15 protein-coding genes are annotated in these 15824 nt (G+C 74.4%); 6 read left to right on the top strand and 9 right to left on the bottom strand.

The annotated features are described in order from the left end of the window. The first annotated feature begins 29 nt into the window (after window positions 1-29). Window positions 30-488, top strand: a complete 459-nt coding sequence (locus ABD324_RS30140) for a GyrI-like domain-containing protein (RefSeq protein ID WP_344424757.1) — start codon at window positions 30-32, stop codon at window positions 486-488. Here the strand turns inward: ABD324_RS30140 and ABD324_RS30135 are convergent. The 4 genes from ABD324_RS30135 to ABD324_RS30120 all read right to left on the bottom strand — a co-directional run bounded on the left by ABD324_RS30135 (window position 416) and on the right by ABD324_RS30120 (window position 4842). After that, on the bottom strand, window positions 416-1417 hold the full coding sequence (locus ABD324_RS30135; RefSeq protein WP_344424755.1) for an AraC-like ligand-binding domain-containing protein: 1002 nt from the start codon (window positions 1415-1417) through the stop codon (window positions 416-418). The genes ABD324_RS30140 and ABD324_RS30135 overlap by 73 nt on opposite strands. A gap of 22 nt (window positions 1418-1439) precedes the next feature. Beyond that, the gene (locus ABD324_RS30130; protein WP_344424752.1) at window positions 1440-1850 is read right to left on the bottom strand and encodes a CBS domain-containing protein; all 411 of its coding nucleotides are present in this window, start codon (window positions 1848-1850) and stop codon (window positions 1440-1442) included. Window positions 1851-1861: 11 nt separating this feature from the next. Next, window positions 1862-4000: a molybdopterin-containing oxidoreductase family protein gene (locus tag ABD324_RS30125; RefSeq protein ID WP_344424750.1), complete on the bottom strand. Its 2139-nt coding sequence runs from the start codon at window positions 3998-4000 to the stop codon at window positions 1862-1864. A gap of 173 nt (window positions 4001-4173) precedes the next feature. Next, complete coding sequence (locus tag ABD324_RS30120) at window positions 4174-4842, bottom strand: TetR/AcrR family transcriptional regulator (protein WP_344424748.1); 669 nt, start codon at window positions 4840-4842, stop codon at window positions 4174-4176. Between the two features lie 72 nt (window positions 4843-4914). On the opposite strand from ABD324_RS30120, the gene ABD324_RS30115 reads away from it, so the two are divergent. Continuing rightward, window positions 4915-5775 (top strand): NmrA family NAD(P)-binding protein, encoded by an 861-nt coding sequence (locus ABD324_RS30115; protein WP_344424745.1) that lies wholly within the window; start codon window positions 4915-4917, stop codon window positions 5773-5775. On the opposite strand, the gene ABD324_RS30110 is transcribed toward ABD324_RS30115, so the two are convergent. The 5 genes from ABD324_RS30110 to ABD324_RS30090 are packed head-to-tail and all read right to left on the bottom strand — an operon-like array spanning window position 5765 to window position 9567. Continuing rightward, window positions 5765-6562, bottom strand: coding sequence for an MOSC domain-containing protein (locus tag ABD324_RS30110; protein WP_344424743.1), 798 nt, complete (start codon window positions 6560-6562; stop codon window positions 5765-5767). The genes ABD324_RS30115 and ABD324_RS30110 overlap by 11 nt on opposite strands. 2 nt (window positions 6563-6564) lie before the next feature. Further along, window positions 6565-6936 carry a DUF1801 domain-containing protein gene (locus ABD324_RS30105; protein ID WP_344424741.1) on the bottom strand — a complete coding sequence of 124 codons (372 nt, stop codon included), beginning with the start codon at window positions 6934-6936 and terminating at the stop codon, window positions 6565-6567. Window positions 6937-6941: 5 nt separating this feature from the next. Next, window positions 6942-7439, bottom strand: a complete 498-nt coding sequence (locus ABD324_RS30100) for a hypothetical protein (protein ID WP_344424738.1) — start codon at window positions 7437-7439, stop codon at window positions 6942-6944. Beyond that, window positions 7436-7777 (bottom strand): hypothetical protein, encoded by a 342-nt coding sequence (locus ABD324_RS30095; protein WP_344424734.1) that lies wholly within the window; start codon window positions 7775-7777, stop codon window positions 7436-7438. The genes ABD324_RS30100 and ABD324_RS30095 overlap by 4 nt, the downstream gene beginning before the upstream one ends. Before the next feature lie 29 nt (window positions 7778-7806). Then, window positions 7807-9567, bottom strand: a complete 1761-nt coding sequence (locus tag ABD324_RS30090) for a TIGR03767 family metallophosphoesterase (RefSeq protein ID WP_344424731.1) — start codon at window positions 9565-9567, stop codon at window positions 7807-7809. Window positions 9568-9686: 119 nt separating this feature from the next. Between ABD324_RS30090 and ABD324_RS30085 the strand changes: the two genes are divergently transcribed. The 4 genes from ABD324_RS30085 to ABD324_RS30070 all read left to right on the top strand — a co-directional run bounded on the left by ABD324_RS30085 (window position 9687) and on the right by ABD324_RS30070 (window position 15776). After that, a complete protein-coding gene (locus ABD324_RS30085) occupies window positions 9687-10811 on the top strand; it encodes an NAD(P)/FAD-dependent oxidoreductase (protein WP_344424729.1) in 1125 nt (374 codons plus the stop codon). Continuing rightward, complete coding sequence (locus ABD324_RS30080) at window positions 10808-11704, top strand: RNA polymerase sigma-70 factor (RefSeq protein WP_344424726.1); 897 nt, start codon at window positions 10808-10810, stop codon at window positions 11702-11704. The genes ABD324_RS30085 and ABD324_RS30080 overlap by 4 nt, the downstream gene beginning before the upstream one ends. 40 nt (window positions 11705-11744) lie before the next feature. Then, a complete protein-coding gene (locus tag ABD324_RS30075) occupies window positions 11745-12854 on the top strand; it encodes a winged helix DNA-binding domain-containing protein (RefSeq protein WP_344424723.1) in 1110 nt (369 codons plus the stop codon). Window positions 12855-12968: 114 nt separating this feature from the next. After that, window positions 12969-15776 carry a helix-turn-helix transcriptional regulator gene (locus tag ABD324_RS30070; RefSeq protein WP_344424720.1) on the top strand — a complete coding sequence of 936 codons (2808 nt, stop codon included), beginning with the start codon at window positions 12969-12971 and terminating at the stop codon, window positions 15774-15776. Window positions 15777-15824: the final 48 nt, after the last annotated feature.

The raw sequence follows: 15824 nt of genomic DNA, 5'->3' as shown, positions 1-15824 counted from the left end.
TCGTCACTCCCGACACCTGAGGAGCCCGCATGAGCACCCCGGAACTGATCACCACCACCGCCACGCCGACGGCCGTCGTGCGGGAGGTCGTGGCGATGAGCGAGCTGGCGCCCTTCTACGACCGCGCGTTCTCCGTGCTGCCGACGACCGTCGCGGGCCAGGGCGTGGCGATCACGGGCCCCGCCTTCGGCCACTATTTCGGCATGCCGGGGGAGACCGTGGACCTGGCGGCGGGCTTCCCGACCGACCGCCCCGTGACGCCCGAGGGCGACGTGGTGGCGGGAGAGCTGCCCGCCGGCCGGGTCGCGCGGCTGGTCCACGCCGGGTCCTTCGACGGCCTGGGTGAGGCCTGGCAGGCGCTCGGCGCGTGGATCGCGGAGCAGGGGCTCACGCCCGGCGGGGAGTTCTGGGAGGTCTACGTCACCGAGCCGTCGCCGGACATGGATCCCGCCGACCTGCGCACGGAGCTCAACTGGCCGGTCGCCTGAGCCCGGTAGCCGCTGGGTGAGCAGCCGAACCGGGCCCGGAAGGCGCGGCTGAACCGGGCCGGATCGGGCAGTCCCCAGCGGGCGCCGATCGCGCCGACGGCGACGTGCGCGAGTTCCGGCCGCACCAGGTCGGCGCGGCAGCGGAGCAGCCGTTCCTCCCGGATCGTGGCACCGACCGACGTGCCGGCCTCGGCGAACAGCCGGTGCAGGTAGCTGACCGAGATCGCGCAGCCGTGGGCGACCGCGGCCGGGTTCAGCTCCCGGTCGGCGAGGTGCTCGCGGAGGAAGGCCCGGGCGCGGTCGAGGTGCACACCGGCCGGCGACCGGGCCGGGACGTGGCTGCGCACCAGCACCCCGAACAGGTCGCCGACGGTCCGTTCCAGGGCCTCGACGGTCGCCGGCGTCATCCCCTCGTCGACGGTCCGGTGCAGCGCGGACAGCATCGGCGGCACCATCGCGCCCACGCCGCGTCGCCCGTCGAACCGGATGGCGGTGACCGCCGCGATCTCGGTCTCGGTGAGCCCCAGGCTCCGCTTGGGGTGCAGGCAGACCGAGTACTCGAAGTCGTCCGTCGTCGCGAACGTGAAGGGGCGGCTGCTGTCGTAGAGGACGAACTCGCCGGGCCGGATCACGGCCTCCCGCCCGTCCTGGACGATCAGGGTGCGGCCGCGACGGGCCAGTGCGATCTGCAGGTAGTCCTCGTCGGCGGCGCGGACCTGCCGCGACGTGCGGGTGAAGGTGTGCGGGCCGGACGCGATCCGGCGGATGTGGGTGCCGCCGATGTCGGCGGCGGAGATCCGGCCGTCGACGAGCCGGCCCGCGGTGGGCGTGACGTCGAGGTCCACGAACTGGTCGCACACGGTCGACCGCCAGAAGTCGAGCCGGTCCGGCTCACCGACCCCCGACGTGTCGATGGTGACGATGGCCATAGGGCATGGTGGCACGCTCCCGTCACGGGCGCATGAACGTCGCGCCGCCTTCCCGGCGGGAACGGATCCCGTCGTCGCTGCAGAAACCGGCACCGGTGCGCTTCAGGCACAGCAGCCCCAGCAGCTCGTGGTCCGGACCGATCACCGCGAGCCGGCGACGGCCGCGCTCGGTCATCCACCGCCGCGTCTCCTCGAGGTCCGCGCCGGGATCGACGGCCCTCGTCAGCCCTCCCCAGTCGCGGGCCGGGCCGGCGAGACCGGGCAGGTCCGCCCGCTCGACCACGGCGAGCAGGCGGCCGGCCTCGACCACGAGCAGGGCGTGCACGTGGTCGTCGGCGAAGAACCCGTGGGCGTCGGCCACGGTTGTGTCGGGCCCGCAGAGCTTCGGGAACCGGACCATCGCATCCCCGACGGTCGCCGTGCGGACGGACACCGCGTACCCCCTCAGACGATCTCGACCTCGACCAGTGTGTCCGAGAACGTGGGCGCATTGCCGAGATCCCCGAAGACTGTGGGGTTCACCGCAGCCAGGGTGGCCCCGGCCTTCGAGTGCTTGCGCCAGCCGCCCATGGACGACACCACGACCCCGCGGGGCACCGCGTCGTCGGTCTCGGCGACGACGGTGAACTCTCCGCGGTCGTTGAACACCCGCACCGGGTCACCGGGGGAGATGCCGCGGGCGGCGGCGTCGTCCGGGTGCAGCCGGGCCGCCTGCTCGCGGCCCACCCGGCGGTGGAAGTCGTGGTTCGCGAAGCTCGAGTTGAGGTACGCGTGCGACTTCGGGGTGAGCAGGTTGAGCGGGTAGCGGGCGAAGAGCTCGGGATCGGCGGCGGCGGACTCGCGCGGCGGGATGTAGTGCGGCAGCGGGTCCACCGGCTGGCCGGGCTGGTGGTCGTTGGAGCCCTGCCGGAACAGCGGGACCACGAAGTTGCCGCCCGCGGCGGCCGAGGAGAGCAGCTCGACCTTGCCCGAGGCCGTCGGGAAACCGCCCTCGGCGTGCGGCGCGTACTCGTCCGGCGACGGGACGTTCAGCCGCTGCCAGCCCTGCTCCTTCAGCGACTCGACGGTGATGCCTTCCATGTGCGGATGGGACCAGTCGAAGGCCTCCGCGATCATCTCGGCGTCCGTGCGGCGGAAGAGCGGATTGTCGAAGCCCATCCGCGCCGCCAGCCTGCGGAACATCTCCGTGTTCGGGACGGCCTCGCCGAGGGGCTCGATGGCCTGGTGGTTGTAGGTCACGTACAGGTGGCCCCAGGAGAACATGATGTCGTCCTGTTCCAGCTGGGTCGTGGCCGGCAGGACGATGTCCGCGTACTCCGCCGTGTCCGTCATGAACTGCTCGCTCACGACGGTGAACAGGTCCTCCCGGCGCAGCCCCTCGACGAGCCGCTCCTGGTCCGGGCACGTGACCAGGGGGTTCGAGTTGTAGACCATGAGGCCCTTGATCGGCGGACCGGCGGGCAGGTCCCCGGCGAGCGCGCCGCCGAGCAGGTACTGGTTCACCACGCGGGTGCCCGGGGTGAGCAGCTCGGGATGCATGAAGGCGCCCCAGTTCACCGGGAACGCCCACAGCGGCAGCTGCAGGATGCCGCCGCCGGGCTTCCGCCAGGCACCGACGAGACCGGGCAGGCAGGACAGGGCCCGGACGGTCTGGCCACCCCCGGCGTGCCGCTCGATCGCGACCCCGATCCGGATCACGGACGGCTGCGCACCCGCGTACTCCCGGGCCAGGGTGCGGATGACGTCGGCCGGCACGCCGGTCTCGCCCTCTGCCCACTCCGGGGTGTACTGCTCCACCCGCTCCGCGAACTCGGGGAAGCCGGCCGTGTAGTTGTCCACGTAGGCCTGGTCGGTGAGGCCCTCGGCGATGATCACATGGGCCATGGCCAGCGCGAGCGCGCCGTCCGTGCCGGGGCGCAGGGCGATGTGCTGGTCCGCTGCCGCCGCCGTCCGGGTGCGGACCGGGTCGACGACGACCACCTTGGCCCCGCGCTTGCGGGCCTCGGTGATGTACGGCCAGAGGTGCAGGTTCGTGCTCATCACGTTGCAGGCCCAGATGAGGATGAACCTGGAGTGGACCAGGCTCTCCGGGTCGACGCCGGCCGTGTCGCCGATCGTCATGGCGTAGGCGGTGCAGGAGCCCGAGTCGCAGTAGGTGCGCTCGGCGACGGTGGCGCCGAGCTTCGCGAAGAACGGGTCGCCGACGTTGAGGCCGTTCAGGATGCCCTGGGTGCCGAGGTAGCTCACGGGCATGATCGCCTCGGGGCCGTGCTCGTCCGCGATCGCGCGGAACCGGGTGGCGATCTCGTCGACCGCCTCGTCCCAGGTGATCCGCTCGAACCGGCCGCTGCCCTTGGGGCCGGTGCGGCGCAGCGGGAACAGGACCCGGCCCGGGTCGTACACGCGGTCGAGGTAGTTGTTCACCTTCACGCACAGCCCGCCCGCGGTGTACGGGTGGTCGGGATCCCCGCGGACCGCGGTCGCCTTCCCGTCCTCGACGGTGACGAGCATGGCGCAGGTGTCCGGGCAGTCCTGCGGGCAGGCGGCGCGCACCGCGCCCGTGTTCTCGATCGTCGCGGTCATGCGGGTCCTCCGGCACGTGGTGGTGCCGCCCAGCCTGCGGCGCCCGGGCCCCGCACCGCTTGTCCTGTGGTGCACAGCCCTTGCCGCTCGCTACACAGTGCCTGACCAGCGCGAATCCGGTTTCTGCGGAGACTTCGGGCTCGTTCTCCGGCGGCTGCGGAGGGGGTGCGGGGTCAGGCGCCCGATCCGCGGATCCGCGCGATCCACTCCGTCAGGAGGCCCCGCTCCGCGGCGCTGAGCGCGGGCAGGGTGGGGACGAGCGCGGCGAGGGTCACGAGCAGGGTGCCGAGCCCGTCGTCGGGGGTCGCCGGGGTGTCGGCGAGGACCGCCGCCGACACGGCCGCGAACATCGCGTCCGCCAGGCCGGGATCGGGGGCGTCCGCGAGCGCCAGCACGGCACCGGCGCCGGCCGCGTGGATCATCGCGACGGCCCGCTCCTCGTCGACGCGGAGCAGGCCGGCCTCGGCGAGCCGCCGGACCTTGGCCCGGAGCACGGCCACCCCCGCGGCGGTCGCCGGGCTGCGCCGGCCGGGGGTGCTGAGCAGCGCGTAGAGCTCGCGGTTGGCCAGTCCGAACTCCACGTGGGAGCGCCATCCGGCGCGCAGGTCCGCCACCGGGTCGTCGGCATGGGGGGCGCCGGCCTTGGTCGAGACGTAGGTCGCCATGACGTGCTCGGCCACGGCGTCGATCAGGCCGTCCTTGTCGCCGAAGAGTCGGTAGATCGTGGGCGCCTGCACGCCAGCCTCCTGCGCCACCGCGCGGGTCGTCACCGCGCGCACGCCCTGCTCGCGGAGCAGCCGCGCGGCGGCGACGACGATCGCGGAACGCGGGTCCTCCGTCATGAACCGATGCTATCCGAATCGTGGTATCACTGGAAACATCAGAGATAGCTCGATCGTGTTAGCGGAGGAAACATGCTCGTCGTGACCGGTGCCACGGGGCGCCTGGGGTCCCGGATCGTCGAACGGCTGCTGGAGCGGGTGCCCGCGGGGGAGATCGGGGTGAGCGTGCGCGATCCCGCCGCCGCGTCGGGGCTCGCCGCCCGGGGCGTCCGGGTCCGGCGGGGAGACTTCACGGACCCGTCCTCGCTGGTCCACGCCTTCGAGGGGGCCGAGCGGGTGCTCGTGGTGTCGGCGGCGATCCGCGGGGAGGGGGCGGTCGCGGCCAACCTCGCGGCCATCGACGCGGCCCGCGCGGCCGGGGCGTCGCGGATCCTCTACACGAGCCACCAGGCCGCCGCGCCCGACTCCCTGTTCGCCCCGCAGCTCACCCACGCCGCGACCGAGGCGCACCTGCTGGCGCAGGGGGTGCCGTTCACGGCGCTGCGCAACGGCTTCTACGCCAGCACGCTGGGGATGTACCTGGGCGGTGTCGCGGAGACGGGCCGGCTGGTCGCCCCGGAGGACGGGCCGGTGTCCTGGACGGACCACGCGGACCTGGCCGAGATCGCGGCTGTCGCCCTCGCGGAGCCGGGGACGTTCGAGGGGATCACCCCGCCCCTGACCGCACCGGTCGCCCTCGATCTCGCGGACGTCGCGGCCCTCGCCGCGGAGATCCTCGACCGGCCGGTGGAGCGGATCGTGGTGGGCGACGAGGAGTGGAAGGCCACCGCGGTGGCGAACGGCATGCCGCCCTTCGCCGCCGACTTCACCCTCGGCATGTTCCGGGCCGCCCGCCGGGGCGAGTTCGCCGCGACCGATCCCGCCCTGGAGACCGTCCTCGGCCACCCCGCGGTGCCGGTCCGGACCGTGCTGGAGGGCCTGCTCAGGGGCTGAGCTCGGCGGCGTCGCCGACCCGGATCGTCCCGCCCTCGACCACCTCGGCGTAGCAGCCGGCGCAGGGCAGGACGCCGAAGCCGGGGACGTCGACCCGGTTGGCCCGCATCGGGGTGCGGACGGCGTCCGGGGACCGCGGGAGGTCGCCGTGTTCGAGCGTCGGGACCGAGCAGCGCGGGGTCGGCAGCACGATCCGCAGCACCACGCTGCCGATCCGCAGCTCGCGGCCCATCCACGAGTTCTCCACGAACGCGGGGGTGCCCGGCCGCGTCTGCAGCACGAGGTTGGGCCGGTAGCGGACGTGTTCCACGCCGATCTCGTCGAGCGTCGCGCTCGTGATCAGGTGCAGCGGCGCGTAGTCGACGAACGTGTCGCCCGTGGTGCCCTGCGCGATCTGAAGGGTCGGTGCGGCCACGGTCGCCTCCACCCCCTCGGCCAGCACGTCCTCGGGATCCGGCCGCTCGACCTCTGCGCCCGGCGGGCGTTCGGTGGTCACCCGCACCACCCGGCCGAGCTCCTCGGAGAGCCGCGCGCCCGCGTCGAGGGCGTCGAGCGTCCAGCCGGCGGGCGAGGTGATCACGACGTGGTCGTCGTCGACGGCCGCGCGGTACTGCAGCAGCGCCCGCCACAGCCGCGGGTGCTTCGCGGTCGCGACCCTGCCGGTCTCGCCGTCGATCAGGGCGACGCCGCGGTCCCGGCGCATGCCGCCCGCGTCGACCTCCGTCTCGGTGACCCGCTCCCCGAGCATGGACTTCACCGGGTACCGCCACACCGTCGTGACCTGCACGGCTACCTCTTCTTGGCCTGGTTGTGGGCGATCGCCTCGCGCACCAGCCCCGCGAGCCCCGCCTCGTTCACCGTGTCGCCCTCCGCGAACTCGTACGAGCGCCGCTGCTTGCCGCCCAGCTCGCCGTTGAACAGCCCCTCCGGGTCGTGGAGGGAGGCGCCCCACAGGAACCCGAGCTTGACCTTCTTCGCGAAGATGTTGCCGACGATCAGGGTGCCGCCGAGCGACCACACCGGGGCGCCCATGTACTTCCACTCCTCGACGATGCCGGGATCGACGTCCAGGATGATCCGCCGGCACTCGGCGAGCAGGGCGCCGCGCCAGTCGTCGTGCGTGGCGATGAGGGTGTCGATCTCGGCCGAGGCGTCGCTCATGCCGGTCAGCGTAGGCGCGCGAAGCCTCTCAGGAGCAGTGCCGCGACCGCCCCGAACCACACCCAGGTGAGGAACGCGGCCACCAGCCCGCCGACGAAGAAGCCCAGGACCATCGCGATCACCCAGCTCAGCGCGGCCAGCACCAGGCCCCCGACCAGCAGCAGCACGGCCCGCCCGGACGGTCGCGCCCCCACCAACCACGGCGTGCCCAGGACGAGGACCACGGGCAGCGCGAGCGGGCTGAGCAGGCTGGCCGCCACGGCGAGGACGCCGACCACGACCACCCGGCCGAGCCCCACTCCACCGGCCACTGCCCGCCCGCCCACCAGGCGTGCGACCGCCCACACGGCGAGCACCAGCGCCACCACCGACGCGATGGCGGCGAGCACGAACCAGAGGGTCGCGCCGGGCGAGGGGTCCCCGATCACGAGCAGCATCTGGACCGCGGCGTGGAGGAGCACCACGCCCGCGACCGAGGCGAAGCGCCTCACTCCGCCCTTCACGGCCGCCCCGCCTTGTCGACGACGGCCTGGACCGGCCCGTCGTACAGCGTCCGGGACCCCACGGTGACGGTCATGGTCGCGGGATCCCCGGCCGGCGCGGCGACCTTGATCTCCTGCCCGTCCACCGTGCTCCCGCTGCAGGTCACGACCTCGCCCGCCTGCGCGCACACCGGCGCCTCGAGCACCGCCACCTGCTGTGCCACCAGGACGTCGTTCCCCGCGAACCGGACGAGCGCCTCCCGCCCACCGCTCACCGGCGCGATCGCCGCGGCCTGCGAGCACCCCGCCAGCAGCATCAGGCCGGCCACCAGCACCAACGCCCTCCGTGCGCGTTGCACGCGCACAGGGTGGCGGGTTGCGTGCTCGCTCATCGGGCCAGCACCCGCGCCCGGGCGGCGTTCTGCTGGGCCTCGAGGGCCGCATCGCTGATCGTCGAGAGATCGAAGGGCGCCGGGAGCAGCAGCTCGGTGTTGCGGTCCAGCGGCGAGCCCCGGCGCATGAAGGGGTTCTCGATCCAGTCGTTGGCGGCCAGCTCGCGGCTCGTCCCGGCCAGGTCGGTGTAGGAGGTCCCCGTGCTCGCGGCGATCGGCGAGGCGTGGTCGACGACCGTCGTGAAGATCGACATCGTGCCGTCCCGGTTGTCCACCAGCTCCACGACCTGCTGCTGCTGCGGGAAGTCGATGCAGGAGGCCGTGGTGATCTCCCAGAATCCCGCCTTCCCACGGGAGTGGGCGAGGATCTGGTTGAGGTGCGTGTGCCCGTTGAGCCAGGCCACGACGTTCGGGAAGTCGAGCAGCAGGTCGACGAACTCCTCGGCACCGTGCAGGACGGTGGTCGCGCCGGGCCGCAGCGCCTGGTTCTCCAGCGTCAGGCTGTTGTGGTGGCTCAGGACCAGGCAGAGCTTGTCCCTCGACTGCTCCAGCTGGGTGCGCAGCCACCGGAACTGCTCGTCCGGCACCGCGCCGTCCGGGCCGGCCACCTGGTTGCAGGTGTCCAGGCCGAACACCCGCACCTGCGGCGTCAGGTCCGCCTGCCACCACGTCTCGCCGGAGTCCAGGTTGGCCTGGGTGAACCCGTGCCCCACGGGCCCGGGATTGATCGGCGTGACGAAGTGCGCGGCCATGAACTCGCGCTGCTCGAAGATCCGCCGGCGGGCGTCCGGGGTGACCGTGCGGTAGCCGGGCGAGAGGCCGAACCGCTGGTCCAGGGCGTCGACCAGCCGTTGGATCGGGCTCGCGGTGGCCGCGTAGCCGCCGAGGACGTCCCCGGCGAGCGCCTGCCAGGCCAGGGCCTTGCGGTCGCCCACCGCCATCGTGCGGAACTGGGAGGAGATCCCGAACGTGCCGAGCAGCAGCGTGTCGTGGTTGCCGTAGACCGCGTACCAGGGCGCGGGCAGGCCGGGCGACTCCACGGGGCCGCGGATCGCCCGTTCCAGCAGGCCCGGCATGCGCGGGAACCCGTAGTCGCCGAAGTCGCCGCCGGCCGGATCCTCGGGGCGGTAGGCCCAGGTGGCGTCCGCCCAGGACTGGATCCCCTCGTAGACGTCCGCCAGCCCGCTGTTCGGGGTGACCGGCACGCCGTCGAGGGTGTCGATGTACCAGCGCAGCTCCAGGTCGGAGTGCATGTCCGCGCTGTCGCCCGTGACCATCGCGGCCGCCATCGGGGCGCCGGTCAGCGGGCTGGTGCGCAGGTCGGACAGCGCCTTCACCATCGCGGCGAGGACGTGGACCGTCATCGGGTCCTGGGGGTGGAACGCCGAGGCCCACGCCGAGTGGTCCTGCACGATCATCGGCTCGATCCGGCCCGGCGACTGCGAGTCGATCACGTGCATGTCCGACAGGTGGCCCAGGTAGAGCAGCGAGCGCCGGGAGCGGGCGCGGTCCGGGTTCGCGGTGCGGCCGAGCACGTCGAGGCGCGGGATGTACGGCTCGCCCGGGCCGGTGACCAGCGTGCGGTAGCTGCCCTGCGCGACCGGGCCCTGCAGGATCGTGCGCTGCAGGGTCGACAGCGCCTGGCCCGGCGCGAGGGGCTGGGCGAGTGCGGTGCCGAGGGCCGCGGGGCTCAGCTGCCAGGCGGCGGCCAGCGCGGAGACGGACGCCAGGAAGCCACGGCGCGACAGACCGGACACCAGGCGGCTCCTCAAAGGACGACGATCTTCCGGAAGGTTCGTCGATCGAGAGAATGCGTTACCGAAGTGACCTGCGTCACGCGATGTCACGCCATCGTGCGCCGCGGTGTCCCGAGGGCATGACCACACGAATCGTTGTCCTCGGTGGCGGCTACGCAGGCGTCACCGCCGCCGACCGCCTCGCCCCGCACGCGGAGGTCACGCTGGTGAACCCGCGCCCCGAGTTCGTCGAGCGGATCCGGCTGCACCAGCTGGTCGCCGGGACCGGCGCGGCCACCCGGGAGTTCGCCGGGCTGCTGGGCGAGGGTGTCCGCCTGGTCGTCGCCGGGGCCGAGCGCATCGACGCCGGGGCCCGCCGCGTGCACCTGACCAGCGGCGACACCCTCGACTACGACTACCTCGTCTACGCCGTGGGCAGCACCGGCCGCGCCCCGGAGCACGCCTACTCGGTGGCCGAGCTCGAGCACGCGGGCCGGCTGCGCGCCGCCCTCGACGCGCTGCCCGCCGACGCCCCGGTCACCGTGGTCGGTGGCGGCCTGACCGGCATCGAGATGGCGTCGGAGCTCGCCGAGCAGGGCCGCACCGTCGCGCTGGTGACGGGCGGGACCCTCGCCCCGAGCCTCTCGGAGCGCGGCCGCCGGGCGATCGCCCGCACCCTGGCCCGCCTCGGCGTCACGGTGCTCGACGAGAAGGTCCGCGCGGTGACCCCGGACGCCGTGGTCCTCGACGGGGGCGAGCGCCCCAGCGCCGTCACGATCTGGACCGCGGGCTTCGGCATCCCGGACCTCGCCGCCCGCAGCGGCCTGCGCACCGACGCCGCGGGCCGCCTGCTCACCGACGAGACGCTCACCAGCGTCGACGACGACCGGATCGTCGCCGCCGGGGACGCCGCGGCGCCGTCGGGCACACCGCTGCGGATGAGCTGCCAGGCCGCGGGCCCGCTCGCCATGCAGGCCGCGAACACCGTCGTCAGCCGGATCGCCGGCACCGAGCCCGCCGCGCTGGACCAGGCGTTCGTCGGGTCGTGCGTGAGCCTCGGCCGCGGCGCCGCCGTGATCCAGGTCGCGCGCAAGGACGACAGCCCGCGGGACGTGATCGTCACGGGCAGGGCGGCGGCGGCGATCAAGGAGTTCGTGTGCAAGGGCACCGTGTTCGGGCTGAAGCGGGAGGCCCGCAAGCCGGGCGCCACGCCGTGGCTCAAGGGCGGGGCGAAGGTGGACCGGCCTGCCACGATGGTCCCGTGAGCGAGCACCCGGACGATCACGCCGACCGGTTCACCCCGCTGCGGCCGCTGCTGTTCACGATCGCCTACGAGATCCTCGGCTCGGCCACGGAGGCCGACGACGTCCTCCAGGACGCCTACCTGCGCTGGGCCGAGGTCGACCTGGACACGGTGCGGGACAACAAGTCCTACCTCGCCCAGGTGGTGACCCGGCAGGCGCTGAACGCGCTGCGGGCCACGTCGCGGCGCCGCGAGGAGTACGTCGGCCCGTGGCTGCCCGAGCCGCTGCTCCTCGACGAGCGGGACGCGTCCTCGGACACCGTGCTCGCCGAGTCCGTGTCGATGGCGATGCTCGTGGTGCTGGAGACGCTGAGCCCGGACGAGCGCGCGGTGTTCGTGCTGCGCGAGGTCTTCGGCTTCGGCTACGACGAGATCGCCGGCGCCGTCGGGCGGCCCGTCGCTACCGTCCGGCAGGTGGCCCACCGCGCCCGCGAGCACGTCCACGCCCGCCGGAAGCGCTACGCGCCGGTCGCCGAGACCGCCGAGGTCACCCGCCGGTTCATGGAGGCCTCGGCCACCGGCGACGTCGACGGGCTGCTGGCCGTCCTCGCCCCGACCGTCACCTGGACGGCCGACGGCGGCGGGAAGCGGAGCGCGGCGCGGCGGCCTGTCGTGGGCGCGGAGCGCGTGGTCAAGGTCCTGCTCGGGATGTTCCGCTTCGCGGCGGACATGCCCGCCGCGCGGTTCGAGCTGGTCACGGCCAACGGCGCGCCGTCGGTCGTCGTCCGCAACGGGGACGAGCTGGAGGGGATCTTCCTGATCGAGATCACGGACGGCCTGATCACGCACCTCTACGCGGTCCGCAACCCGGACAAGCTCGCCGCGCTCGGTGTCACCCGGGAGATCGGCCGATAGCGGCCGGAAAGTGACCGCAGGGTCGGGCAGGGTGGGCAGCATGCTCACCCGGCGCGCCCTGAACCGAGCCTCGCTCGCCCGCCAGTTCCTGCTGGAACGGGTGGACGTGCCGGTGCTCGACGCCGTCGTGCACCTCGGTGGAGTGCAGGCCCAGGAGCCGCAGGAGCCGTTCGTGGGCATCTGGTCGCGGCTGCGGGACTTCGACCCGCACGAGCTCTCGCGGCTGCTCACCGATCGCGAGGTCGTCCGCACCGTCCTCATGCGACGGACGATCCACCTGGTGACGGCGGCCGACGCCCTCGCCTGGCGCACCCGGCACGCCGCCCTGCTGCGCCAGCGGCTGCTCGGGGTGTACCGCGCGGAGCTGGCCGGCGTCGATCTCGACGAGCTCGCCGAGGCCGGTCGCGCCCTGTTCGCCGGCGGCCCGCTCACCATGGGCGAGGTCGGGCGCGCGCTCGCGGAGCGCTGGCCGGAGGCCGGTCCGCGGGTGCTGGGGGAGGCGGTCGTCGCCGCCCTCGTCCCGACCGTGCAGCTGCCGCCCCGCGGCCTCTGGCGGGAGACGGCCGGGGCCCGCCACCTGCCCTACGACGCCTGGCTCGGCCGCGATCCCGATCCGGAGACCGACGGCGACCCGGTCGGGAAGGCGCTGGTCCGGCGGTACCTCGCGGCCTACGGTCCGGCCGCGAGCGCGGACCTGCGGGCCTGGTGCGGGCTCGCCGGGCTGCCCGCCGCGGTGGCCGCCGTCCGCGAGGAGCTGGTGTCGTTCCGCGACGAGCGCGGCCGCGAGCTGCTCGACCTCCCGGACGCCCCGCGCCCGGACCCCGACACCCCCGCCCCGGTCCGCTTCCTGCCCGCCTTCGACAACGCGATCCTCGGCTACGACGACCGCACCCGGATCGTCGACGACGCCCACCGCGGCCTCTCCGTGGCCGGCGAACGTGCCGTCCTGGTCGACGGCCGGGTCGCTGCACTGTGGACGGATCGCGACGGCGCCGTCGAGGTCACCCCGCTCCGCCGCTTCACCCGCGCCGAGCGCACCGAGGTGGCCGAGGAGGCTCGCGCGGTGGCGTCCTTCCTCTCCGAGTGCACCCACACCCGCGCCCGGGTGGCGAGCTCCTCCCACCTCCCGAGCCGCGTTATGGAGCCATGACGTCACCCTCAGCCCCCAGAATTCGCGTTATGGAGCCATAACGCCTTCTGAGGGGGCCCTGGACGCCGTTGTGGCTCCATAATGCGGCTGGTGGGGCGGCGCTAGGCTGCGGCGGTGTCGGGGGCGCTGTTCGGGCGTGGGGCCGAGTCGGCCGCGCTGCGGGCGCTGGTCGATCCCGCCCGTGTCGGTGGTCCCCGGCTGGTGGTGGTCGAGGGCGAGGCCGGGATCGGCAAGACCAGCCTCGTCGCCGAGCTGGCCGAGGGGCTCGCGGCGCGGGTCCGGTGGGCCCAGGGCGCCGAGGAGGGCGGGCCGCCCTTCTGGCTCTGGCGCCAGCTGACCCCCGAGGTCCTGCCGGACGAGCGCTTCGCCTTCTTCGCCGCGATCCGGGACGTGCTCGCGGCCGACGCGGGCTGCCTCCTGGTGGTCGACGACATCCAGTGGGCGGACGAGGCCTCGCTGCTCGCGCTGCGGCTCCTGCTGCGCGACGGCGGCTCCCGCGGCCTGGTGTGCTGCGCGACCCGGCGCACCGGCGAGTCGACGGCGGGATGGGACCGGGTCGGGCCGGACCTGCTCGCGGGCCCGGACGTGGAGCGGATCGTGCTCGGCGGGCTCGCCGAGGAGGCCGCCGGGGAGCTGCTGCAGGCCGCCGGCCTCGCCGCGGACCAGGTGGGACGGGCGGTCGCCGCGGGCGGCGGGAACCCGCTGTTCCTGCGCGAGCTCGCCCGGCTCGGTCCCGGGTCGGCCTGGGGGAGCGTCGGGGAGGTCATCACCGCGCGGGTGCGCCGGCTCGGCCCCGCGGCCCAGCGCCTGCTGCGCGCGGCCTCGCTGCTCGCCGAGGACTTCGAGCTGACCGTCGCCGCCCGGCTGCTCGACGAGCCCACCGTCACCTGCCTGCCCGCGGTGACCGACGCCCTCGCCGCCGGCCTGCTCACGGACGCCGGCGGGGGCCGCTTCCGCTTCGCCCACGGCCTGGTCCGGACTGTCCTGGAGGCGCAGACGCCGCTGCAGGAGGCCGTCGTCCTGCACCTGCGGGCCGCCGAGGCACTGGAGGACCTGCACCGGGACGGGCTCTCCCGGGTGTCCGCGGACATCGCGCGGCACCGGGCCGCGGTTGCCGTCGTCGGGGATCGGGAACAGGCGGTCGCCTGGGCGCGGCGGGCCGCCGAGGACGCCTCCCGCGTGTTCGCCCACGAGGAGGCGGCCCGGCTCTACACCTCCGCCCTGACCTGCGGCGGGCCCGCTCTACCGGCTGCGGAACGGGCCGATCTCCTGCTCGCGCTCGCCGCCGCGGAGGCCGCCACCGGCCGGTTCCCGCAGGCGCTCGAGGCGTGCCGGGAGGCAGTGGCGGCGGACGAGGACGCGGTGGCCCGCGCCGCCCTGACCCTCGACGCCGTCGGCGACCGGGCCTGGGACCGCACCGTGGCGGGCTGGTGCCGCCGCGCACTCGCCACCCTGCCGGACCCGACCCTGCCGGACCCGACCCTGCCGGACCCGACCCTGCCGGACCCGACCCTGCCGGACCCGACCCTGCCCGACCCGACCCTGCGCGGCACCGCCCTACCCGGAGGGCCGGAGGCCGGCGGACCGTCGGGCGGCGCCGACCGGATCCTGCGCGCCCGGCTCCTCGCCCGCCTCGCCGAGACCCTGTTCTACGACGGCGACGTGGCCGCCTCCGCCGACCCCGCCGCGGAGGCCCTGGCCCTCGCGCAGACCGAGGGGGACGAGGACGCCCTGGTCGCGGCCCTGCGCGCCCGCCAGCTCACCTGCAGCGGCCCCGAGCACACCGCGGAGCGCACCGATCTCGCCGCCCGGATGACCGCGCTGGGTGAGCGCTCCCACCGGCCCGACGTGGAGATGTGGGGTCGCCTGTGGATGGTCGACGTGCTGTGGGAGCGGGGTGATCTCACCGGGATCGAGGCGGAGCTGACCCGGCTGCGGTGGTGCGTCGAGCAGCAGCGCAGCCCGCTCGCCGCCTGGCACCTCCTGGTCTGCCGGGCCGCCCTCGCGCAGGCCCGGGGGGAGCTCGCGACCGCGCTCGCCCTCGCCGACGAGGCGTACCGGCTGGTCGCGGGCCTGGGGCACACCGCGGCCGTCGGGGCCCGGCTCTCCCTGCTGGGTGCCGTCGGACACCATCTCGGTCATGCGCCACCCGAGCCCACCCCGGACCTCGACGGCGGCGAGGTCCGGGCCGCGCTCTTCGCCCGCCTCGGCCCCGCCGTCGCGCTCGCGGAGAGCGGGATGCCCGAGGAGGCCGGGCACCTCTACCGGCTCACCGGCCCACCGAGGGAGTGGGACGTCCCGCCGTACTTCACGGTGCTCGCGTACGCCGTGGGCGCCTCGATCGCGGTGCTGCTCGGCCTGCGCGAGGACGCCGCCTGGTTCCGCACGGCCCTCGTCGACCAGGCGCGCGGGCACGTCGTGGGTGGGGCCGGGGCCGCCTCGTATCTCGGCCCGGTGGACCTGGTGCTGGGCCGCTGCGCCGCGTTCGACGATCTCGACGCGGCGGCGGAGCACCTGGCCGCCGCGCTGGCGACCTGCGAGCGGATCGGGGCCGCCGGGTTCGCCGTCGAGGCGGCGGTGGAGCTGGCCGACGTCCGGCAGCGCCAGCAGCGTCCCGACGAGGCGCGGCTCCTGCTCGTCCGTGCCCGCCCGGCCGCGGAGCGCCTCGGCATGACGCCGTGGCTCCGCCGGATCGACAACACGATCGACACCCTGCTCGGCCGCGACGCCGGTCCCCTGACCGCCCGGGAGCGCGAGGTCGCCGGGCTGGTCGCCCAGGGCCTCACCAACCGCGAGATCGCCGCGCGGCTGGTGCTGTCCGAGCGGACCGTCGGCAACCACGTCCAGCACATCCTGACGAAGCTCGGCATGAGCAAGCGCAGCCAGGTCGCGGTCTGGGTGATGAGTAGGGGAGATGAGTAGTTCGCCCGTCGTCGCGCGCGGTCGCCGTCCCTAACGTTTGCCCTCGTC

The organism is Pseudonocardia ailaonensis, assembly GCF_039531635.1.
Classification (GTDB): domain Bacteria; phylum Actinomycetota; class Actinomycetes; order Mycobacteriales; family Pseudonocardiaceae; genus Pseudonocardia; species Pseudonocardia ailaonensis.
The sequence above is the reverse complement of the archived record's forward strand: the minus strand, read 5'-3'. Positions and strand labels throughout refer to the sequence as shown.

What these genes read in the sequence shown, in the direction of transcription:
- ABD324_RS30140 (WP_344424757.1), top strand. Translation starts at nt 30, where the DNA reads ATGAGCACCCCGGAACTGATCACCACCACCGCCACGCCGACGGCCGTC.
- ABD324_RS30135 (WP_344424755.1), bottom strand. Translation starts at nt 1,417, where the DNA reads ATGGCCATCGTCACCATCGACACGTCGGGGGTCGGTGAGCCGGACCGG.
- ABD324_RS30125 (WP_344424750.1), bottom strand. Translation starts at nt 4,000, where the DNA reads ATGACCGCGACGATCGAGAACACGGGCGCGGTGCGCGCCGCCTGCCCG.
- ABD324_RS30120 (WP_344424748.1), bottom strand. Translation starts at nt 4,842, where the DNA reads ATGACGGAGGACCCGCGTTCCGCGATCGTCGTCGCCGCCGCGCGGCTG.
- ABD324_RS30115 (WP_344424745.1), top strand. Translation starts at nt 4,915, where the DNA reads ATGCTCGTCGTGACCGGTGCCACGGGGCGCCTGGGGTCCCGGATCGTC.
- ABD324_RS30105 (WP_344424741.1), bottom strand. Translation starts at nt 6,936, where the DNA reads ATGAGCGACGCCTCGGCCGAGATCGACACCCTCATCGCCACGCACGAC.
- ABD324_RS30085 (WP_344424729.1), top strand. Translation starts at nt 9,687, where the DNA reads ATGACCACACGAATCGTTGTCCTCGGTGGCGGCTACGCAGGCGTCACC.
- ABD324_RS30075 (WP_344424723.1), top strand. Translation starts at nt 11,745, where the DNA reads ATGCTCACCCGGCGCGCCCTGAACCGAGCCTCGCTCGCCCGCCAGTTC.